This is a genomic window from Bhargavaea ullalensis (assembly GCF_042432615.1).
GTDB classification, from domain to species: Bacteria; Bacillota; Bacilli; order Bacillales_A; family Planococcaceae; genus Bhargavaea; species Bhargavaea ullalensis.
The window spans coordinates 1-21,149 of record NZ_JBHLWY010000017.1; the positions used below are offsets into that span (position 1 = coordinate 1).

The window sequence follows — 21,149 nt, forward strand, 5'->3', positions numbered from 1 at the left end:
AACCCCCGATCCGTACGGTTCAACGCCGCATCCGTACGACTCAGAGCCTAACCCGTACGACTCGCCCACCCGAGCATCAATGCGTACGACTCAACCCCCGATCCGTACGGTTCAACGCCGCATCCGTACGACTCAGTGCCTAACCCGTACGACTCGCCCACGAGAGCATCAATGCGTACGACTCAAACCCCGATCCGTACGGTTCAACGCCGCATCCGTACGACTCGCCCACGCCCACGGGAGTCCCAGACAGTGTCTAGTTCTCTGTGTAATTTCATTCAGAAGAAACTGGGAGACAGGCAGGTAAAGCGTTGAGCAGCAGCCCGCTCAGAGCACAGTTTGAGCAGACTGAGTGAGAGCGGGTAATGGAATTAAACACTTTCTGGGCACTATCCGTGTTGGTGCCGAGGAGAGTGGAATCATAGGGGCTGTGAGTGAGCGCGTTGCTGCGGTGAGTGGAATCATACGCCTTGTGAGTGAGCGCATTGCCGGGGTGAGTGGATTCATGGAGGAGTGATTCGACTGATGGAGTTGACACGCTTTTTCGGACACGATTGAGAACCGATCCTTCGGCGCGACGCCCCTCCCTCCCTCCCTCCGCCCGCAGCGAATTCCCTTTGATCAAACAAAACCCCGGAAACGGCGCAATCGCCGCTTCCGGGGTTTTCCATCCATCAGAAGAACTTCATGCCCATCGGCAGTTTGAAGCCGAGGAACATGGTTACGAGAAGGCTGATGAAGAACAGGATCCACATGACTGTGACCGGCTTGTTTTTGTTCTGCCGGACGAGTGTCATTTCCATGAAACCAATCGTCAGGATGCCCATCAGGAACTTGATGCCGTACAGCATCGAGTCGGAACTGGACCATTTAAAGAACAAGAATGCCCCCGTCACAATGATCAGGATGTAGAACAGCCGAAGCACCATGTGAACGATTTTGCGTCCCTTCGATCCCTTTGCCATGATGGCAGCGATCAGAAATAGAATAATCCCGACCACCCATGTGAAAATGTGGAGATGTGTAGTATCCGTGAGTACGCCCAACTTGTCACCTCATTTACTATGATTGCTCTTCTATCCTACCATAGCTTTCCTGCGCATTCGAGCGGCAAGGTCAGGCGAAGGTGTTGGAAAGCGTGCCGATTCCTTCGACAGACACCTTCACTGTGTCACCGGCCTTCAGGAATTTCGGCGGGTTCATTCCTTTGCCGACGCCCGCAGGAGTCCCCGTCAAAATCACGTCGCCGGGCTCGAGTGTGACATACGTTGAAACTTGGGCGATCAGTTCATCGATCGGGAAGATCATGTCGCGTGTATGGCCGTTCTGCCGCACTTCGTCGTTCACTTTTGTGACAAGCGACAGATTTTGCGGATCCGGAATTTCGTCTTTCGTGACGATGTACGGTCCCATCGGGCAGGACTGATCCAGGCTCTTGCCGAGGAAATATTGAACATGCGCGGCCTGGACGTCACGGGCGGTCAGGTCGTTCGCAATCGAATATCCGAAAATATGGTCGAATGCAAGTGCCTTGTTGATGTTCCTGCCGCCTTTTCCGATGATGACGGCCAGTTCGCCTTCGTAATCATAGCTTTCCGTCAGGTCCGCATGGACAGGCAGCTCGGATTCATCAGCGGCGATCGCAGTCGGGGCCTTCGTGAACACGACCAGTTTTTCCGGCGGACGCTCCGCTCCCATTTCCGCTGCATGGTCGGCGTAGTTCTTCCCGATGCAGATAACATTTTTCGGCGTTCTCGGAATCGGGGCCAGCCATTCGATCTCATCGAACGAACGCTTGAATTCTTCGCTGCGGCCCGACGACTCCGCTCGGCTGACGAGCTTGCGGATCTGTTCGACGAATTCCATGCCGCCCGCAACGCCGTCGATGAGGTGATCCGGGAAGCCGGATTCCCCTCCGAGTTCCTCCCGGATGGCGATCACATCCCAGACCGCCTCTTCCTTTTTCACTTTCGGGCCGAACAGTTGCTCCCCGCCATAGCGGAACGACAATAATTTCATGGTTGGCCATCCTTTCGTCATGAGATTTCGTATCTTGATAAAGTACGACACGGAGCGCCGGAATCCCTTTTTTCTTTAAAACGGATTCAGCGCACGGAAGGACGATCTGGTTTTCCGTAGGTGAGCCGGCGCCACACCGCTTCAAGCGGGCCCTGCCTGAATTTCTGCAGGTACAGCCCGGCCAGGATCGCCTGGATGGCAAAAATGCCGACTGCCATCCAGGTCCCCGTGCTGACGCTCACTTTGCCGTAATAGCCCAGTCCGTACGAATAAAAGATGAGCGTGGCGATGATCGACTGCATGATGTAGACGGTGAGCGACATCCGCCCCGCCATCCGAACCGGCGCGAACACGCTGCGGAACAGCCCCGACCGGAGCAGCAGCAGGATGAGGCCCGTGTAGCCGACGGTCAACAGCGGGCCGCCGAACGCATCCTGGACCGTCCCGGCCGTGTACCGGTATTCGGTGAAGTAAGGCAGCGCCTTCAGCGCAAGCCCGCCGAGCAGACCGGCCACCGTCGGCAGGATCCAGCGCTTCCATTGAAGGCCCGCCTTTTCGACGAGTTTCCATTTTCCGGCCGCCGCTCCGAACATGAACAGCGGCAAAATCATAATGGGAGCAAGGGGAATCGCGGAACTGTTCATGTAGATCCAGTCCGCTGCCCGCTGCGCCGTCACCTGGCCGAAAGAACCGTTTGAATAAGCGGCGATCGAATTGTTGACGGCATTGATGTCCGCGTACTGTGCGAGCGACCCGCCCGGCGTCAGCAGCTCACCGATCCAGACGAGAAGCGTGAGGCCGCCGAGTCCCGCCACGTAGACCCCGGCTCCGATGCCCGCCAGTGCGCCGGCCGGCAGCCGGAGCATCAGCATGAGCAGAAAGCCCATGAGCGCATAGGTGATCAAAATATCACCCGGCCAGATAAGGAAAGCATGGATGATTCCGAATGCAAGCAGCACCGCCATCCTCCTGGAAACCATGGGCAGGAACGGGCGGCCGGCCGCCTTCGCCTTTTCAAACTGCATGTTCATCCCGTAGCCGAACAGCATCGCAAACAGCGGATAGAAACTGCTCTGGAATAAAATATCGACCCACATATGGGACAGTTCATCCTTCAGCGAAGGGAACCAGGTGAACGGATCGACGTACACGTACGGCATGTGGAAGAACAGCATATTCGCCACAAAAATGCCGAGCAGCGCGAATCCCCTTAAATAGTCAAGGCCGTCGATCCGCTCAGCCGATGCGGTCGGTTTCAAATTCGTCAAAATGATCCCCCCGGATGCTGATGACCCGTTCTCCGTCGAACAGGTACAGAAGTTTCTCTTTGATCTCAATGTCCAGGATGTCCTGAAGCGCCTTTGCATACAGGCTCAGCTGGACCGCGTACCGGTTTTCCATCTCGGAGGAGAGCGCGTCTTCGGAGGCGAACATCCGGGTCCTGTCCGTCTTGTAGTCGAGCAGCACCCAGCCGTCTTTTTCTCTGAACAGACAGTCGACGATCCCCTGGATGATCTGCCGGTCGTCATCTCCGGCGTCATATCCATATGTGAACGGAAGCTCGCGCCGGATGTCCGCCGACTTTCTCAGCCGTTCATAGAGCGGCGTCGCGAAGAACCGGGCGATGGCCGTTGCATCCACGTCCCGTGCCTCGGCGTCCGTGATGATCTCGCGGTCGACGAGCCGGGTGATGAGTTTTTGGATGTCCCGGACGTTCTGCGGCTTAGACAGGTCCGCGTGCTGCATGACGGCATGGACCGCAGTCCCGATCTCCGCCGCGGACAGCTCGCGTTCCTGCATGAATTCCGGCCGGTCATGCATGTACACCGGCCGGATCTCGTCGGAACGGGTCATAAACGGATCCGGCTCCTCCGCGTTCTCCAGCAGCCACATCCGCTTCACTTCGCTGACCGACTGCTTCGACCGCTTCAACACCGACGATGCATGAGGGTAGGAATAGTCAAAAACGTGCCGAACCCTTCCCGCGGCATCCAGTTCTCCCGACGTTTCCTCCCGGTCCGCCGCCTGCTCCGCAAGCGCCTCTTCCACTCCGGGTTCCCAGGCGGCCAGTTCATCCGACGAAACGAACGACACATCCCAGCCGGACGGGTCATCGATGAGCCGTGCTCCGGGCAGCGTGCCGAACGGGGCAAAGTCGCGGTGGCGGGCAACAGCCGGTCCGATCCAGTCCAGATAGCCGGCTGCGCGGGAACGGACATATTCCGGCAGCATGGCATCCGTCGGAGTGAGCTGGCCCTCCTGCCATTTCATGACGGCGGCGGGCAGGTCCTTCACAGAGCCGATCAGATGAAGCTTTTCCTTCGCCCGGGTCATCGCGACGTACAGGATCCGCATTTCCTCCGCCCGCATTTCCAGTTCCTTTTTCTCCTTGATGGCCAGGAACGGGAGAGACGTATACTGGATGCGGTTGTCGGGATCCACCGCCTTGACGGCGAGCCCGAAATGCTGGTCGAACAAGTACGGTTCGTTGAAGTCCATCTTGTTGAACGACCGGCCGATCCCCGCGACGAACACATGAGGGAACTCGAGGCCCTTTGATGAGTGGATCGTCATGATCCGCACGACATCGTCGCGCTCCCCGACGGCACGCGCTGTGCCCATGTCGTCCCCCCGCCTTCTCATCCGGTCGATGAACCGGAGAAAGCGGAACAATCCGCGGAACGACGTGCGCTCATACTGGATCGCCCGGTCATGGAGCGCGCGCAGGTTCGCCTGCCGCTGTTTGCCGTTCGGCATTGCGCCGGCCATTTCATAATAGTGCGTGTCGATGTACACCTGCCAGATCAGATCGGCGAGCGAGCCGCGGCGTGCGAGGTCCCGCCAGTTTTCAAAATGAATATAAAAGCGCCGGATCTTCTCTTCGGTCGCAGCCGGAAGGCCCGTTGCGGCATTGTTTCGGACATACTGCTTGAGCGCCTCGTAGAACGGTTCGCCGGGAGCCGCCAGGCGGATCCGGGCAAGCTCGTTTTCCCCGAGGCCGATGAACGGCGCACGAAGCACGGAAGCGAACGGGATGTCCTGATACGGGTTGTCGACCACACGGAGCGTGTTCAGCATGATCATCACTTCAAGTGCATCAAAGTAGCCGCCGGACGTGTCTGCATACACCGGGATGCCGGCAAGCCGGAATTCATCCGCGATTTCTCCGGACCAGGTCATCGAGCGCAGCAGGATGACGATGTCGCGGTATTCGAGCGGCCGCCTGTTTCCGCTCCACGGATCGGTCACTTCGGCGCCGGAATCCATGAGACGCCGGATTTCCCGGATCATGGCGCGCGCTTCTGCCTGGGACTGCTTGATCGTCTCGCCGTCGCCGAGATCCGTAGCGGATTCCGCCTCCGCTTCTTCTTCCCCGTCTTCATCATCGGCAGGATCATGGATGATCGTGAGCGCCGTCTTGTGCCCGTCATCCGGATAAGGCGCGCCCGGTTTCAGCGCGGCCGCCTCGTCGTACTCGATCTCGCCTACGCGGGCGCCCATCACTTGGGAGAACACATAGTTCGTCGCCTCGAGCACCTGGCTCCGGCTGCGGAAGTTCGCGTTCAAGTCGATTTTCAGGCCGGTCCCTTCCGCCGTTTCGTCAAAACGCAGGTACTTGCCGAGGAACAGCATCGGCTCCGCCAGGCGGAACCGGTAGATCGACTGTTTCACATCGCCGACCATGAACAGGTTGCCGTCTTCATTGCCGCCCTGCTTCACGAGGCCGACAAGCGTTTCCTGCAGGCGGTTCGTGTCCTGGTACTCGTCGACGAGCACTTCCTTGAACCGCTCCCGGAAGTCCTTTGCGACCGGCGACGGCACAAGACGGCCGTCCTTCTCTTCGGACAGGATGGCGAGCGCAAGGTGCTCAAGATCGGAAAAGTCGACGATTCCCCGGTCTTTTTTCACTTCCGCATAGCGCCGGCCGAATCGGATGGTCAATTCGATGAGCGTATCCATTATCGGGGCCATGAGCCGCATTTCTTCAAGCAGCCGGTCCGGCGTCCGGATGAAATACGAATCTTTCAGCGCATTGACGATTTTTTTCACGTCATTGCGTTTTTTCTTAGCCCGGTCGGCGAGGTCCATGTCGCAGCTGTCTTTTTTGATCGAAGCGGCGGTGGCCCATCTGAGTGCGGAAAACGCCTCAAACGTTTCTGCCCATGTGCCTTCCGACAGAATGCGCAGCAAGACGGAAATCGTCTCGATGTCTTCTTCCGCCGTCACGGCCAGCGGCGCCGGTCCGTCCGGCATGCGGGCGATGCGGCCGACTTCTCCGGCCATCGCCGCCGCTTCCTCGAGCCGGTGGCGGATCGCTTCCTTCAGCGGGCCGATGAACGGCAAATGGTCGATGTCTGCGTCTTCGGACAGGTGGTATTCGCGCGGGATCGAGCGCAGCCATTCTTCCGGCCGCGGATGGACACGTGAATAATCGTACAGCCGGTCGATCAGCACTTCGATCGCCTGGTCGTCCCGGTCCGACGTGAAGCTGTCGGCAAGTCGGTAGACCGGCTCCGGATCATCCGCCCCGTATGCTTCTTCGAGCACGCGGCCGATGCAGTCATCGCGGAGCAGCGCCGCCTCCGCCGTGTCTGCGATGCGAAAACCGGGATCGACGTCCAGAATGTAGGCATACTGCCGGACGACGTTCATACAGAACGAATGAAGCGTGGAAATTTGTGCCTTGTTGAGCAGGCTCAGCTGGCGCCGCAGACGCGAGGAGCCCGGATTGTCTTCGATCGCTTCCTCGAGTGCGGAAGCCATCCGGTGGCGCATTTCCGCCGCCGCCGCATTTGTGAACGTCACGACGAGCAGTTCGTCGACGTCAATCGGGCTTTCCGGATCGGTCACTTTCTTGATGAGCCGGTTGATGAGCACCGCGGTCTTGCCGGATCCTGCCGCGGCGGACACGAGGATATCGCTGCCCGATGCATGGATCGCCCGCCACTGGGCGTCCGTCCATGTCGCATCAGCGGGTTTCGCCGGAATGTGATTCATCTTCATCAACCTCCTTCTTCATGCGCACGACCGAATCTTCCGGCGAGAGCGGATGCAGGTGTTTGTACTTCTGTTCGGGATCTGCCGGGTCAAACTGGCAAACCGACCGGAACGCGCACGTCTGGCAAGGCATTTTGTCTTTCAGCCGGTAAGGCATCACCCGCGTGTCCCCTAGGATCATCGAGTCCCCCGCCTCCCGGTGCTTGTGCCGGACGAATGATCGCATGAGCTCGATGCTCGCCGGATTCAGGACTTTCGACGTTTTTGAGAAGGTGCCGTTTTTGTTCATCCGGACCGGAAGCGATTCCGACGAGCCTTCCAGATTGCGGTCCATCTCCAGCACAACGTCCGGATTGTCGATGACATAGCCGCGCATCCGATAGGACTTCATCGCTTCCGCCTCGATTTCGCGTGCCTCCATGACGCCGGCATCTGCCCGCACCATCGGGTTGTGGACATGCATGTACAGCACGCCGGCCGGAAGCGCCTCCGTCCCGAGCCATTCTTTCGAATGCAGCAGCGCAACGTCTAGATAAGTGAGCATCTGAAGCGACAGGCCGTAATACACTTCGGTCAGGTCGAGCGCACGTGCAGAGGATTTGTAGTCGACGACCCGGATGTACGGCGTGCCGCCGATTTCCGCGGCGTCGACGCGGTCGATCCTGCCGCGCAGCTGCATCGCCCGTCCCCGCTTGAGCGGGATTTTCAGCGGAGGGAATGTCTCCCCGGGTCCGAATGCGGCTTCGATCGCCACAGGGCGGAACCCCGATGCCTTTGATTGTTTCGAGAGGGACAGCATCGTCCGCTGCATGATGCGGGTGATTTTCCGCTTGATGTAATGGTAACGGCTGGAGGAAAGCAGGATCTGATTGAAGAAGTACGGCGTGATCGACTCCACGGCGTCCCGGGCGAGCGTCAGGCAATCGGTTGCGCTCAACTCTCCCCACGTTTTGCCGGTCCGCTCCGTTTCATCGGCGATCCACTTCAGCGCCGCATGGAACAGGTCCCCGATCGCCGGCGGATCCAGCTCGTACTCGCTCCGCTCCTGCAGCTTCAGCCCGAAATTGGCAAAATGCTGGAACGGGCAGCTGAAGTACGACTCGACGCGCGACACGCTCGAGGCGATCTCCTCCCCGTAAAGGCCCTCCGTGACATCGGCCTCCAGATTCTCCGTCCGCTTCCTGCCGGTCGCAGGACGGAGAATCCGCCCGACGATCGGTGACCAGTATGGATCGTCCAAGTAGTAGTCAACGACCGCCCGCCAAGGAGCCGACAGTTCGCCGCCGTGTTCTGCAAGCCGCATCTGCATCGACGCGTGGCGCAGCGTTGCACGCGGATGACTGATGTACTCTCGCCAGCTCTCCTCATCCGGCAGGCCGGATGGGTCATTCAGGACGACCGATTCCGGGACGTCCGGCAGCAGCTGGGCGATCCGTTTGATGTAAAGCGACGGGATGAGCGCCTTTCCTTCCGCGTCGGAAGCCGGATAGGAAATGAACAGCCGCGACGAAGCAGTCGTGAACGCCCGGTACGCCATGTACAATTCGTCCATGAGACGCATCTTCGTCGTCGGTGCGAGCTCGAACCCGATCTCCATGAACCATTCCCGTTCCCGGTCGGACAACAGCCCTTCCTGGTCGATGCGTTTTGGCAGCACCCCGTCGTTCACGCCGATCACGAACACCGCCTCGATGTCCATGAGCCGCGAAATGTCGATCGTCGTCACCGTCACTTCATCGATCGACGGCGGGATCCGGGCGAACTCCAGCGTATCAAATCCTTCGTCGAGAATCTTGACGAACTCCGCAAGCGGCCGCTCCTGGTCTCCGAACATGAGGACAAACTGATCAAGCACCTCAATCCACGTGTTCCACGCCTGGTCATGCTCCGCCGCTTCAAACAGCCGCCCCGCCTCTTCCTCGCGGCGGCGCAGGTCAACGATCTTGTCAAACACGTTCAGGTCCTCCATGAACGTGAACAGCGTCGCGGCGATGTCCCGGCCGGTCCGTCCCCGCCGGAGCCGCGCCTCGAAGTTTGCGAGCGGCTCGCGGACCGCATCCCTCATCATGTGGAGGTCTTTTTCCGCCGCCAGCTCCTCGTCCGTCTGAACCGGACTGTGGAACTCCAGGCCCCGGTACCGCTTCACCTTCCAGCGCTTCTCGTCAAACCATCGGTCGCCGTAGATGCCGTTCGCCAGCACGAAATTCTCCAGCCGGTCCGCCCGGTCGCGCCATTCCGGAATGTCCCCCCCGTGCGGGAAAAACAAGTCCGTCTTGATCGCACGGAACAGATCCTCATACTCCCATCCCCCGGCCGCGGCCTCGAGCACCGACCGGCTGAACTCGATGAGCGGATGATGGAGCATCGGCTTTTTCCGGCTGATGAACACCGGTACATCATAAAGCGGAAACACCGTTTCGATCAGCTCATCATACACTTCGGGCTGCCGGTACAAAATCGCCATGTCCCGGTAGCGCATCCCCTCCATCATGAGACGCCGGATCCGTCTCGCCACTGCATGGACCTCGGCGCGGGCATCCGCCGCCCGGATGATCTCGACGTCCCCGTCCGAAGAAGACTGCCCGGCGGGATACCGGTCGAAATCCGATTCCAGATGCGCCAGCGCACGGCTCTTGAACCGCCGCTGCCCGTATTCATGCACTGCCTCTTCGGTCTCCACGCCGTTGCGCTTCGCCGCATCAAACAGCCGGGCCGCACTGCCCATGGCATTGAAGAAAAGCTGCGAACCGTCGGCGGAACTGTACGGATCTTCCATCGGCAGCACGACGGTGACGCGCTTTGCATGCTTCATCAGTTCCTCGACAATCTCGAGCTCGCGTGTCGTGAACGTGACGAAGCCGTCGATGTAAATTTCCGCTTCCTTGATCAGATCGGAAAAATGAACCTGTGACGCGAGCAGCGCCAGATAGCCTTCGCTGTCGACATATGCGGTCCCGAGCCGCTCCTCGATCTTCTGCATGAGCAGCTCCAGATCATCCGCCTTGTCGAGCAGAACCCGAGGCGCCCCGACCTTTTCCAGCTCACCGTGCATGTCTGTCATTTTCGTGCAGTCCAGGCAATACCGGCTGAACTCCTTCAACAGCTCCTCCACCTGCTCGGTGAAGCCGCGCTTGTCGGCCGCCTGCCGGAACAGCTTGAACTCATCCCGGTTTTCCGCAAGCAAACTCCGGATGAGCATCCGGTAGCCGAAGCCGTTCACTTCGGTCCGGGTGATGCCTCCCGTCTCCTGAAGAATGCGCCATGCCAGCCGCTTGAACGTCGCCACCTGAGCCCGGATCGTGCCTTTAAGCCCGTACTGCGTGGACAGGCTCTTCTCCATCGAGAAGGACATCTGATCGGGCACGATGACGAAAATCGGTGCTCCGAGCGGATCCGCTTTCAGCCGCTCCGCAATCTCGAGCCGGACCCTCGTCGTCTTTCCGGAGCCCGCACGCCCCGTGATCAATCTGAATGACATCGCTGCCCCTCCTTTATGTATGGCTTTTTTCTATTATAAACGACGGCGATAAATAGAACAAATGTTCCTGTTTTGTTTCCGGTAGAATGAAAGAACCCGTTCCCTCCCATTGTACCGAAGGGCACGCGGGAATGAAAACGGGACAGACGGCCGGCTTGCAGCCTTATGGATCTTCGGTTTTGTTGTTTGGACGGTCACTTTCCGCCTTTTCTGCAGGTCGCCCGGCCGGCACCTTTTTCCCCTTCCTCCCCCGCTTCCCGCCCGGCGGCGGCCTGCTGCTCGGAAAGCTTGCGGAAATCGGCCTCCACTTTCTTGTTGAGCCGCGCCTCCAGACGCTTGCCGGCAAACCAGAGCAGGACAATGACCGCGATGACGATTGCGGTGCGCACCGGCTGCGTGAAAAGCGCTTTCAGGTCGTAGCCGATGAAGCTGGCAGTACCAATCATGACGAACTTTCCGGCCATAAGCGTCAGAAGGTACACCTTTTTCTTCATATTTGAAAGACCCGCGACGAGATTGACGAGCGCGGACGGGGTGAACGGCAGGCAGATCAGGACAAACAGCGGCCCGAAGCTGTTGCGCTCCACCCAGTGGATCAGCTTCCGCACTTTTTCGCTTTTCGTCAGGAAGCGGAACGGGCGGGTCTCCCCGTATTTTCGGATGAGCAGGAAAACCGCATAGGAGCCGGCGACGGTCCCCGCCCAGCTCAACAGAAAGCCGAAGACGAGGCCGTAGGCGGTGGCGTTCGCGATGACGAACACGAAAAGCGGCAAAAATGGCAGGAATGCCTCGATGAACGGAAGAAGAAACCCGATGAGCGGACCGAATGCGCGGTAATGGCGCGTGAGTTCAATTACAGTATCGATGTCAAAAGAGAATCCCATGTCTCCAACCTCCGACCGGTTCTTGACTGTCTTTACCCTTATTTTACGACAGATGATCCCGGCTGAAAAATCCCTTGTCCAAGCCTTAACCGAATTGTAGTATAATAACTCGTACTATTCACTCAGAAAGCTGGGATCTCCATGCAGCAAGACGGATTCAAGGCCGGCATCAAATCCGGCTCCATGATTGCGATCGGCTATTTTCCGATTGCCCTGACTTTTGGCCTGCTCGCCAAGACGACCGGTTTGACGATCCTCGAGGCGGTCGGAATGAGCCTGCTAGTTTTTGCCGGCGCTTCGCAGTACATCGCGCTCGGCCTGATCGCCAAGCATGTCGATCCGATTGTGATCGTCCTGAATACATTCATCGTGAACATCCGTCACTTTCTTATGACGGCCTCGCTCAACGAAAAGATGCAACCCGCCCCACGCTGGAAAAAAGCGGTTTATGCGTTCGGCGTGACGGACGAGACCTTCTCCGTCATTTCAACTCACGGGGAGGGCCGGGTCCGGACCTCATTCGGCGCGGGCGTCATCCTCATGGCGTACGGCAGCTGGGTCCTCTTCACGGGCGTCGGCCACGTGATCGGCGCGAACCTTCCGCTGTTCCTGCAGGCAGCCATGTCGATCGCCCTGTATGCGATGTTCGTCGCCCTGCTCATCCCTTCGATGAAAGGCAACCGGAAAGTCGTCCTGCTGGCGCTCACCGCAGCAGCGCTGAACGGCTTCTTTTTCTGGACGGAGCTGCTGTCGACCGGCTGGGCGATCATGGTGTCGACGCTCGCCTCTTCCGTTTTCGTCGAACTCATCTATGCCCGCCGCAGTGCCCTCATCCGGCACGCGGCCGAAAGGAGGGAAAGTGCATGATGGGATCCTGGTATTGGTGGATGATTCTCGGCATGGCTGCGGTGACGTACATCCCGCGCGCCATCCCGCTCACTTTTCTTGAAGGTCGTGAACTGCCGCCCTCCGTCTCCGGCGTGCTCCGGAACATCCCGTATGCGGTGCTCGGTGCTTTGATTTTCCCCGCCATCCTGTACGCCCAGGAAGCCGACCTGATGTTCGGCGTCATCGGCATGGCCGCCGCCGTCGCCATCGCCTGGTTCGGCGGAGGCGTCATGGGCACCGTACTCGGCACGATCGCCATTCTGGCGGTCTACAGCCTGATCATCGGCTGAACAGGAATAGGCCGGACGGCTCCTGGAATAAAGAAATGTCTCAGTAGCGGAATTTCGGTGAGTGTTATCTTTATCGGGTAAAGCGTTATCTTTATTGGGGGAAGCGTTATCTTTATTGAGGAAAACGTTATCTTTATCGCCGGAAGCATTATCTTTATCCGAAAGTCTGCTTCACGAAATAAAAAACGTCCCGCACCGGCCCATATCGGCCGCCATGCGGGACGTTCTTTATTTCCTGCCTTTTTGTGACCTCATCCGGCCGGCGAAGTAAAAGCCGGCCGTCAGCGACAGGGCATCGACGGTGTAGAGGAGCCAGGTATGCGTGTAGCCGGCGTAGACCGAGGCCGCGATGAGCGCGACGGTCAGCACGAGCCCGACAACGTGGTGGTACGTGATCCGCGTGAGCAGGACGACGAGCAGTCCGGGGATGAATAGCGCCAGGATGATTTTAAGCACGTAGGATTCGAGCATGGTTCATTCCCTCCTGTTGACAGGGTCAGCGGATGACGAGCAGGCCGATGCGGTGGTGGTCATGACGGAAGATGACGTGCTGGCAGAGCCGCAGCTCCCCGTCGCGGTTGAGCACTTCCACCCGGCAATGGGCGGCGTTCACCTGGATGGCGTCATACAGCTCCCGCTCATCCTTCACCGTGACGCCGTTGACTTTGCGGATCGTCTCGCCCGGCAGGATGCCCATCTTGTCGGCGGGCGAACCCGGCAGGACGGCAGCGACGGTCACGCCCTCACTCCTCGGAGAAACGGCGAAGTTGCCCTTGCTCTCCGCCGAAGCCGCCCGGATGGAAATGGCCGCACGGACGATCACTGCAGCGGCGATGACCGCCCAGCCGGCTTCCATCCGCCAGAACGACAGGAACGACGCGGCGGATGCAAGGATGCCGGTCCACAAAACGGCTTTGCCGAGCCCCGGATACAGGCTTTCCGGCATCCGGTGTTTGGCCGTCTGCCGGAAGCCGATGACGACCGGGATGAAGACGAGCGCAAATGACGATTCGCCGAGCGTGATCTGCGGCCAGTACGGCAGCCACTCTGCGATCGCCTTTCCCGGCACGACGAACAGCACCGGCAGCAGCCAGAGCCGCTGCGTCCTGTAGGCCGCCCCCTTCAGCCCGCGGGCCGTCTTCAGCAGGAGCGGCGACGCATCTTCCGCGGCTCGCCTGCGGATGAGCAGGCCTTCGGCGATCAGCAGCATGCCGGCGATGAGCGGCACGGTGAACGCCACGTCTTCCGTCATGCCTCCATAGGTCCAGCCGAGCAGCGGAATGTCCGAATTGACACGGTAATGGCCGAGCAGCCAATACACAACCAGCGCTGCCCCGGCCGCGTACACCGGGGAGCCGAGCGCAAACTGGAACGACAGGACCGCAATCAGCATCGCCGCGCAGAACAGGACGAGCCAGCCCTTCGGCACCGCGAGCCCCGCCGCTGCGATCAGGACGGACAGGACCGCCGCATACGGCCAGGATTCCCTCAGCACATTCCGCAGCTCGGTCAGCCCTTCATCGACGCGCACGCGAAAATCCCGCCGCTCCCGCTTCACCCGGACATATCCGAGAAGAACCGAGAACAGCAGGATGATATAGAACAGCGGGTTCAGGAAAAAACGTCCCGCCGCTTTCAGCAATTCCAACAATATCTCCTGGATCATTGACTTCTCACCATCCCCGATAGAACGTACAACTTCCTTCCATTCTATCAAACGCGGAGGTGGATAGGAACGGTTTTTTAATTTCCGGTCTTCAGGGCGTGTTTCATGTAGCCGATGGCGAGCTGCAGCTGCTCGTCATTCCCCTCGTCCGCCTGATGCTCCGCGATCTTCCCGCGGAGCGCCCGGAAGAACTCGCGGTCCATCGCCCGGTTCGGCTCCAGGTCCAGATCATCCCTGAATTTCTCAACCGCTTTCTTCGTCATCTCGTCATAATAGCCGTCCGCCCGGGGAACGTCGTAGCCGAGTGCGGCCAGCACCCGCTGCGCATAACCGACGTCCTCTCCGTATTCGCCCGGACGGTAGCGGCCGTCCACCGGCATCGACGGGATGCCGTACAGCGGGCCCTGTTCCGACTCCAGATCCGGAGCGATCCCTTTCCCGTGGATCCAGGAACCGGACGGCGTCAGCCACTTGCGCGTGGACAGCTTCATCTCCCCGCCGTTTGACAGCGGCATCGTCTCCTGGACGGTCCCCTTGCCGAAACTCACCGTCCCGACGACGAACGTCCGGCCATTGTCTTTCAGGGCGCCGCTCAGCACTTCGCTTGCGGAGGCGCTGCCCTTGTCCTGCAGGAGCACGGTTTTGATTTTCCGCATCTTCCCTGCATACTCCTCGTCCCCCGGCGCCTCGGTCTCAAGCGGCTCCTTCACCCCGTCCGCATCCTCCATGTAGGCGAACACGGTGCCCGGACGAAGCAGCGAGCCCGCGACCTGTCCGACACTTTTGAGATAGCCGCCCGGATTGCCCCGGACATCGATAATGAAGGCATCCGCGCCGCCTTCGATCAGCTTTTTCGTGTGGGCTTCCCACTCTTCGGCGGTCTTTTCGCCGAACATCGATACGCCGACGTAGCCGATTGTGTGGCCGTCCCGCTCGATCAGGCGGCTCTCGACGGTCTTTTGCGGGATCGCCGCCCGCTTCACAGAAACTTCCACATGGCGGCCCTCATCCGGACGGAACAGCGTGAGGCCGACGTCCGTGCCCTCCTTGCCCCGGATGAGCCTCAGCAGCTCCTTCATCGTGCGCCCCTCGACCCGCTCCCCGTCCACCCGGACAATCTCGTCGTACGGCAGAATGCCCGCTTTTTCGGCCGGTGAGTTCCGGACTGGCGCCACGATGATGAACCGCCCACGGCTTTCGGTGATCTCCGCTCCGATGCCGACCCGCTCGTCTGACAGCGACTCCTCATGCTCGGCCGCCTCCTCCTCGGTCAAGTATGTACTGTACGGATCGCCCAGCACATCCGCCATCCCCCGGAGGGCCCCTTCGACCAGCTCGTCCGGCCCGACACGGTGGACCGCCCGCTCTCGGATCAGGTCATACGCCTCATCTATCGGCTTCTGGCCGCTCACCGGCTCCTCGCTCACCGCCTTGCCGTTCATGATGAAATAAACCAGGCCGCCGGCAGCCGCGGCAACCGCCGCCAATAAAAAAATCCGGCTCATGCGCATCTGCATTCCTCCTCCGTCCAATTGTATGAACGGCCGGAAGATCATACGACACATGAACCGGCATTGATTTTATTCCACGCTGTTGACGAGATCGCGCATCATCGCTTCATCCATCGGTCCGCGGACCATCTGGCGGACAATCCCGCCGGAGTCGATGATGTACGAAGTCGGGATGCTGATCGCCTTGTAGACATCGCCCTGCTTCCCGTCCGAATCGAGCAGCACCGGGAACGTCATCCCGAATTCGCCGACGAAGTTCGTGATGTTCTCCATCACTTTCTGCTCATCTCCACGCTCTGCAGCAGACAGATTCACCGCGAGCACTTCAACGCCGAGCTCCTCGGCCTCCTTCTTGTAGAAGTTCTCCATGTGCGGCATCTCCGCGCGGCACGGTCCACACCACGAAGCCCAGAAATTCAGGATGACTTTCTTGCCCCTGAAGTCAGACAGCGACATCTCGCCTCCGTCCAGCGCCTTCAGAGTGAAATCCGGCGCCTGCTCACCCGGCCCGATGCCGATGACCTCTTCTTCGTCCGGGGCCCCTGTCTGAGTCTGCCCCGTCTCCTCGAGCTCGCGCTTGAGCTGCTCCTGCCGACCGCTGTACTCGTCGCCCGCCGCATTTTTGATCATGATGGCGACAAGCGCGCCGATGAGGACCAGGGCCACGATCGACCCGAACACTTTTTTATTCATTCATGCGCCCCCCGTTCTGCTTTGCTTAAAAGTACGTTCTGCAAAATGAAATATACACTGAAAGCGGCCGTGGCGATGACCGGGAAACCGCCCACGCCCTCCGGCTGCATGGCCGCAATGAACAAATGGACAACCGGGAACAGCACCGCCAGCTGAAGCGTCCAGCCTGCCGAGCTTTCGTTCTTGATCAACACCGCAGTGAGCAGGATCAAAAATCCGGCGATCGTGACGGTGCCCGGCAGCCAGCCGGTCCGGTTCAGCAGCACCATCGCCGTTTGATAAACCGCCTGCACGGAGACGGCCGCCGTGAGCAGCCAGTCCTGATCCGCCGCTTTTTTACGGTACAGGAAAAAAAGCGCCGACAGTAGGCCGAGAGTGGCCCCGGCCGTTCCCCCGTTGTAGTAAAGAACCGAAAACGGGGAGCGGATGAACACCCCGAAGTGAAACAGGATATAAGAACCTTTCCACACGAGGATGAACCAGAAAGCGGCATCCGCGAACAGTCCCGCCGCTGCTTTATCCGCACGGACCCTGACAATGGAATATGCCGCCGCCATGGCGATGAGGACGGCGATCCATGAGGACGGAACCGTCAAACTGAAAATGGTCAACCACCGGGTCACCGGCATACCGTCCCGCCTCCGCTCCTGTTGCTTCTGCCTTAAGGGTAGTGGATGAAGACCGCTTCCGTCCACCCCTCTGCTCCATTTCGATTTCATAATGTGTCCGGATATTGAAATCGGCTCACCCGTTCCATGATAAAAGCCCGCCTGGCCGGCGGGCTGGGTGGATTCGGTTTAGATCGGAACGTAGCGCATCGGGTTGACCGGGTTGCCGTAGCTTCCGATATGGAGTTCGAAGTGGAGGTGAGGTCCGCTTGTCCGGCCGGTGACGCCGATCCGTCCGACCTGCTGGCCCTTGCTGACATGCTGCCCGCTGCTGACAGTGAAGCCGGACATGTGGGCATACAGGGTCGTGTAGATCGTGCCGTTGATCGAGTGGGTGACCATGACGACGTTGCCGTAAGTGCCGAACTGGCCGGCGAACGAAACGACGCCGTCTGCAGCGGAAACGATCGGCGTGCCGATGCCGTTGGCGATGTCCACACCGGCGTGGTTGGACGAAGCCCAGCCGATCGCCCGGTATCCGAACGTCGAGGAAATGCGGCCCGATGCCGGGCGGGTCCAGGCCCCGGATGTAACGGCAGGGGCAGGAGCAGGGGCGGCTGAACTGCTTCCGGAGGAATGAACAGCCGACGAAGAGGCGCTCTGTGATTTGCTCGAAGCGGCGGCTTTCGCTGCTGCCTGACGCCGGGCTTCCGCTTCTGCGGCAGCCTTGCGCTTGCGTTCTTCTTCCGCTTTGCGTGCGATTTCCGCAAGACGGTTTTGCTCGGCAACAATCTTCTGCGTCACTTCTTCGCTCACTTCGTGCGTTTCTTCGTATTCAGCTTCCATGTTCGCCTGCTCTTTCTCAAGACGCGACTGCTCTTCTTCCAGTTTCGTCACGAGACCGTCCAGTTCTTTTTTCTGGGCGTCAAGCTGGGCTTTCTGCTCTTCAAGCTTTTTCTTGTTCTGTTCTTGCTCGGCGAGCTTTTGCTCGACCATTTTCTTTTGCTCTTCCAGCTGTTCCTTGTCCGCCTTCTGTTCACGGATGATTTCACGGTCGGCTTCGCGGAGCGTGTTGACGGCAGATACCCGGTCGATAAAGTCGGAGAAGCTGTTTGCTCCAAGAAGGACATCAAGATAGCTTGTCGACCCGCCGGTCACCTGCATGGCGCGGACACGGTCACGAAGCAGTGCATCGCGGTCTGCGATTTTCTGCTCAAGTTCTGCAATCGATGCCTGAAGTGCTTCGATTTCGCTCTTCGTCACGCTGATTTCTTCTTCAAGCGTCTGAATCTTGCCCTGTGTTTCATTGATCTTCTCATGGAGCGTCTTGATCTGGGCAAGCAGCTTGTCCATCTCTGCGGATTTCGCCTGGATTTCGGTCTTCGTTTCATTGATGTTGCGGTTCAGGTCAACTTTCTTCTGCTCCAGCTGTTTCTGCTCGTTCTTCAAATCATCCAGCACGGATGCGCTCGCATTCCCCGCGCCGAGCCCGAAGCTCAGCAGCATGGTGGCGCAGACCGTGGCGATCAGCGGCTTCGACTGCTTCAACATTCATTTCCCCTTTCAGAGACAAAACGATTTCTATCTGTAATTGCTTTTTTGCTTTAAACTTTCAAGAACTTGCGCACGGACATGAAACTGCCCCACGAGCCGATGAAGATGCCCATGAACAGGACGAGCCCGTTGACGATATAGAGGAACGGAAGCGGATGAAGGATCTGGATCATTTCCCCGCGCAGGCGCGGTTCCGCGTAGTCATAGAATTCCAGGTAGCCGAATGTGATGGCGATCATCGGAATCAGGGAACCAAGAATGCCGAGCCAGATCCCTTCCAGCACGAACGGGATGCGGACGAAGCTGTTCGTCGCACCGACGAGTTTCATGATGCCGATTTCGGTTTTTCTCGCAACGATCGTGATCCGGATCGTGTTTGCGATGAGGAACATCGCGGTAAAGAGAAGGGCCAGGATCAGCACGAGTCCGACGTTCCTTCCGAGATTGAGGAAGTTGAACAGCTTTTCGACTTTCCCCTGTCCGTAAACGACTTCATATGTATTCGGAAATTCGTCGATCTTCTTGGCCACGCTGGCGATCTGCTGAGGTTCGGTCGCTTTCACATAGAAGGCTTCGCGCAGCGGATTGCTCTGTTCATACAGTTTCAGGTCTTCCCCGAAGTCCTTCACCATCTTGTCCAGTTCCTGTTCCCTGGTCGAGTAAACGACCTCGGCGACGCCCGGCGTTTCCCTGATCAAGTTTTCCAGTTCGCGGGTCGCGGGTTCATCCGCAGCCAGTTCCACATAAACTTTCATCTCGACGTCTTTTTCCAGATCATCGGCCACCTTGTTCAGGTTCAGCATGATGCTCACGAAAACGCCGACGAGAAGCAGTGTGACGGTGACGGCCGCCACCGAGGCGAATGTCATCCAGCCATTGCGGCCAAGTGTCTTGAAGCTTTCACGGAAGTGGCGGCGGACTGTTCTAAATTTCATAGCCGTAGCCCCCTCCCACTTCGTCCCGGACGATAAGGCCGCCTTCGATGGCGATGACACGGTGGCGGTTCCGGTTGACGATGTCTTTGTTGTGGGTCGCCATGACAACTGTCGTGCCCCGCTGATTGATCTCTTCAAGGACGTTCATGATCCCCCACGAAGTCTCGGGGTCGAGGTTGCCGGTCGGCTCGTCGGCGATGACCACTTTCGGCCGGTTCACGATGGAGCGGGCGATCGACACCCGCTGCTGTTCCCCGCCCGACAGTTCAGTCGGCAGCATCCGCGCTTTCTGCTTCAGTCCGACAAGATCGAGCACTTCGGTCACTCGCGGCCGGATGCTTTCGACCGGTTCCTCGATCACTTCGAGGGCAAATGCCACATTTTCAAATACCGTCAGCTTCGGCAGCAGTTTAAAGTCCTGGAACACGACGCCGATCTGGCGGCGCAAAAGCGGGACCTGCCGGTTCTTCAGCTTCGGCAAACTTGTTTCATTGATGAGGATGTCACCGGATGTCGGCTTTTCCTCTCTGTACATCATTTTGATGAATGTCGATTTCCCTGCGCCACTCGGACCGACGACGTAGACGAATTCGCCTTTGTCGATTTTTACGTTCAGTCCGTTCGCTGCTACGACACCATTCGAATATTTTTTGTAGACATCTTTCATTTCTATCATTAAAAAAATCACCTGATTGCCCGTTCTGCGGGCGGAATTTTTCCGGCATGCCCATTATAGCATTATTAAACTCGCATACTATTACAGTTATATTTCATTTTATTACGAGCTGAAACATTGACATCAGAGGAATTTCGTCAAATTTCGCCCTGCCGGAATGCTATATTTCACATCGGCGGGGCGCCGGCTGAAGACAACAGCCCGAAGTAGCGAGAGAAGTCAAAAAAGTGACAAAAAGAACCGTTCCGGGCGGGATGCCCGAAACGGCTTGTCTTTCGTCATCATTTCTTTTCGGAAAGCCATTTTGCTACTGCGTCAAGTTCTTCCCCTTCGATCAGTCCGCCCGGCATGCCGCCGCGGCCGTTCTTGATCGTGTCATGGATTTCCTGTTCGGAAAGGCGGGAACCTACGTTGTCGAGTTCAGGGAAGCTGCCCTGTCCTTCAAGGTTTTCGCCGTGGCAGGAAATGCACTTTTGCTGGACGACTTTTTCAGGATCCACACCGGCAGTTTCTCCGCCTGTGTTTGTGTCCGTGCCTGTGTCTGTTTCTTCGGTTGCATTGTCGTTGGTGCCGGCGTTGTTGTCGTCGTTTGCGTTGTCATCGTTACCGCCGCAGGCGCCGAGAACAAGCGCAGAACCGAACAACAGCATCATGAGTTTTCTCTTCATGCGCTTTCCCTCCTAAATGTCAGTTGTATGTTGTTCTCCATTAGTATACCAAACCCGCCGGATTTGAAACATCCTGCCGCCTTGATGTCGACAATTCGACATGACATTTCGTGACAGAAAAGGGCGGCCAGGACTGACTTTATATCGGGTTTTTGATATTTCAAGCTGTTTTAAGACGTTTTATAACGAAATAAAGGATGCCCAAAAAGTATTGTGAACTGAACCCCGAAATACGGACACTTTAAAAAAAGTCCGGTTTCGGGGTTTTTGCGTGCTTGAAA

At 58.4% G+C, this 21,149-nt stretch carries 17 protein-coding genes; 2 read left to right on the forward strand and 15 right to left on the reverse strand.

Annotated features, from left to right (window positions below):
* Positions 1-674: 674 nt before the first annotated feature.
* From ACFFIY_RS04330 to ACFFIY_RS04355, 6 genes are all read right to left on the reverse strand, one after another.
* Positions 675-1,046 carry a YisL family protein gene (locus tag ACFFIY_RS04330; protein WP_354196982.1) on the reverse strand — a complete coding sequence of 124 codons (372 nt, stop codon included), beginning with the start codon at positions 1,044-1,046 and terminating at the stop codon, positions 675-677.
* A 70-nt stretch (positions 1,047-1,116) separates the two neighbouring features.
* Entirely contained in the window at positions 1,117-2,019 is a 903-nt protein-coding gene (locus tag ACFFIY_RS04335; RefSeq protein ID WP_354196980.1) for a fumarylacetoacetate hydrolase family protein, read from the reverse strand.
* An 86-nt stretch (positions 2,020-2,105) separates the two neighbouring features.
* Positions 2,106-3,287 (reverse strand): DUF418 domain-containing protein, encoded by a 1,182-nt coding sequence (locus ACFFIY_RS04340; RefSeq protein ID WP_354196978.1) that lies wholly within the window; start codon positions 3,285-3,287, stop codon positions 2,106-2,108.
* Complete coding sequence (addA, locus tag ACFFIY_RS04345) at positions 3,256-7,017, reverse strand: helicase-exonuclease AddAB subunit AddA (RefSeq protein WP_354196976.1); 3,762 nt, start codon at positions 7,015-7,017, stop codon at positions 3,256-3,258. The genes ACFFIY_RS04340 and addA overlap by 32 nt, the downstream gene beginning before the upstream one ends.
* Entirely contained in the window at positions 6,989-10,495 is a 3,507-nt protein-coding gene (addB, locus tag ACFFIY_RS04350) for a helicase-exonuclease AddAB subunit AddB (protein ID WP_354196974.1), read from the reverse strand. The genes addA and addB overlap by 29 nt, the downstream gene beginning before the upstream one ends.
* 194 nt (positions 10,496-10,689) lie before the next feature.
* Positions 10,690-11,379, reverse strand: coding sequence for a TVP38/TMEM64 family protein (locus ACFFIY_RS04355; RefSeq protein ID WP_354196972.1), 690 nt, complete (start codon positions 11,377-11,379; stop codon positions 10,690-10,692).
* A 141-nt stretch (positions 11,380-11,520) separates the two neighbouring features.
* Between ACFFIY_RS04355 and ACFFIY_RS04360 the strand changes: the two genes are divergently transcribed.
* Both ACFFIY_RS04360 and ACFFIY_RS04365 read left to right on the forward strand, forming a co-directional pair.
* Entirely contained in the window at positions 11,521-12,246 is a 726-nt protein-coding gene (locus tag ACFFIY_RS04360) for an AzlC family ABC transporter permease (RefSeq protein WP_354196970.1), read from the forward strand.
* Positions 12,246-12,557 carry a branched-chain amino acid transport AzlD family protein gene (locus ACFFIY_RS04365; protein WP_354197086.1) on the forward strand — a complete coding sequence of 104 codons (312 nt, stop codon included), beginning with the start codon at positions 12,246-12,248 and terminating at the stop codon, positions 12,555-12,557. Before ACFFIY_RS04360 ends, ACFFIY_RS04365 begins: the two co-directional genes overlap by 1 nt.
* Positions 12,558-12,785: 228 nt before the next feature.
* On the opposite strand, the gene ACFFIY_RS04370 is transcribed toward ACFFIY_RS04365, so the two are convergent.
* From ACFFIY_RS04370 to cccB, 9 genes are all read right to left on the reverse strand, one after another.
* Positions 12,786-13,028, reverse strand: coding sequence for a CsbA family protein (locus tag ACFFIY_RS04370; RefSeq protein WP_354196968.1), 243 nt, complete (start codon positions 13,026-13,028; stop codon positions 12,786-12,788).
* 25 nt (positions 13,029-13,053) lie between these two features.
* Positions 13,054-14,205 carry a PDZ domain-containing protein gene (locus tag ACFFIY_RS04375; protein ID WP_354196966.1) on the reverse strand — a complete coding sequence of 384 codons (1,152 nt, stop codon included), beginning with the start codon at positions 14,203-14,205 and terminating at the stop codon, positions 13,054-13,056.
* A gap of 95 nt (positions 14,206-14,300) precedes the next feature.
* A complete protein-coding gene (locus ACFFIY_RS04380; protein ID WP_354196964.1) occupies positions 14,301-15,734 on the reverse strand; it encodes a S41 family peptidase in 1,434 nt (477 codons plus the stop codon).
* Positions 15,735-15,803: 69 nt separating this feature from the next.
* Positions 15,804-16,427, reverse strand: a complete 624-nt coding sequence (locus ACFFIY_RS04385; protein ID WP_354196962.1) for a redoxin domain-containing protein — start codon at positions 16,425-16,427, stop codon at positions 15,804-15,806.
* Positions 16,424-17,038: a hypothetical protein gene (locus ACFFIY_RS04390; RefSeq protein ID WP_376837190.1), complete on the reverse strand. Its 615-nt coding sequence runs from the start codon at positions 17,036-17,038 to the stop codon at positions 16,424-16,426. Before ACFFIY_RS04390 ends, ACFFIY_RS04385 begins: the two co-directional genes overlap by 4 nt.
* A 186-nt stretch (positions 17,039-17,224) precedes the next feature.
* Positions 17,225-18,586, reverse strand: a complete 1,362-nt coding sequence (locus ACFFIY_RS04395) for a murein hydrolase activator EnvC family protein (protein WP_354196958.1) — start codon at positions 18,584-18,586, stop codon at positions 17,225-17,227.
* 53 nt (positions 18,587-18,639) lie between these two features.
* The gene (gene ftsX / locus ACFFIY_RS04400) at positions 18,640-19,524 is read right to left on the reverse strand and encodes a permease-like cell division protein FtsX (RefSeq protein WP_354196956.1); all 885 of its coding nucleotides are present in this window, start codon (positions 19,522-19,524) and stop codon (positions 18,640-18,642) included.
* Positions 19,514-20,200: a cell division ATP-binding protein FtsE gene (ftsE, locus tag ACFFIY_RS04405; RefSeq protein ID WP_354196954.1), complete on the reverse strand. Its 687-nt coding sequence runs from the start codon at positions 20,198-20,200 to the stop codon at positions 19,514-19,516. The genes ftsX and ftsE overlap by 11 nt, the downstream gene beginning before the upstream one ends.
* Before the next feature lie 281 nt (positions 20,201-20,481).
* Complete coding sequence (cccB, locus tag ACFFIY_RS04410) at positions 20,482-20,868, reverse strand: cytochrome c551 (protein WP_354196952.1); 387 nt, start codon at positions 20,866-20,868, stop codon at positions 20,482-20,484.
* Positions 20,869-21,149 lie beyond the last annotated feature (281 nt).

Excerpts from the sequence above, each read along its gene's own strand:
- ACFFIY_RS04335 (WP_354196980.1), bottom strand. The coding sequence starts at position 2,019 with ATGAAATTATTGTCGTTCCGCTATGGCGGGGAGCAACTGTTCGGCCCG.
- addA (WP_354196976.1), bottom strand. The coding sequence starts at position 7,017 with ATGAATCACATTCCGGCGAAACCCGCTGATGCGACATGGACGGACGCC.
- addB (WP_354196974.1), bottom strand. The coding sequence starts at position 10,495 with ATGTCATTCAGATTGATCACGGGGCGTGCGGGCTCCGGAAAGACGACG.
- ACFFIY_RS04355 (WP_354196972.1), bottom strand. The coding sequence starts at position 11,379 with ATGGGATTCTCTTTTGACATCGATACTGTAATTGAACTCACGCGCCAT.
- ACFFIY_RS04360 (WP_354196970.1), top strand. The coding sequence starts at position 11,521 with ATGCAGCAAGACGGATTCAAGGCCGGCATCAAATCCGGCTCCATGATT.
- ACFFIY_RS04365 (WP_354197086.1), top strand. The coding sequence starts at position 12,246 with ATGGGATCCTGGTATTGGTGGATGATTCTCGGCATGGCTGCGGTGACG.
- ACFFIY_RS04370 (WP_354196968.1), bottom strand. The coding sequence starts at position 13,028 with ATGCTCGAATCCTACGTGCTTAAAATCATCCTGGCGCTATTCATCCCC.
- ACFFIY_RS04380 (WP_354196964.1), bottom strand. The coding sequence starts at position 15,734 with ATGCGCATGAGCCGGATTTTTTTATTGGCGGCGGTTGCCGCGGCTGCC.
- ACFFIY_RS04385 (WP_354196962.1), bottom strand. The coding sequence starts at position 16,427 with ATGAATAAAAAAGTGTTCGGGTCGATCGTGGCCCTGGTCCTCATCGGC.
- ACFFIY_RS04395 (WP_354196958.1), bottom strand. The coding sequence starts at position 18,586 with ATGTTGAAGCAGTCGAAGCCGCTGATCGCCACGGTCTGCGCCACCATG.
- ftsX (WP_354196956.1), bottom strand. The coding sequence starts at position 19,524 with ATGAAATTTAGAACAGTCCGCCGCCACTTCCGTGAAAGCTTCAAGACA.
- ftsE (WP_354196954.1), bottom strand. The coding sequence starts at position 20,200 with ATGATAGAAATGAAAGATGTCTACAAAAAATATTCGAATGGTGTCGTA.
- cccB (WP_354196952.1), bottom strand. The coding sequence starts at position 20,868 with ATGAAGAGAAAACTCATGATGCTGTTGTTCGGTTCTGCGCTTGTTCTC.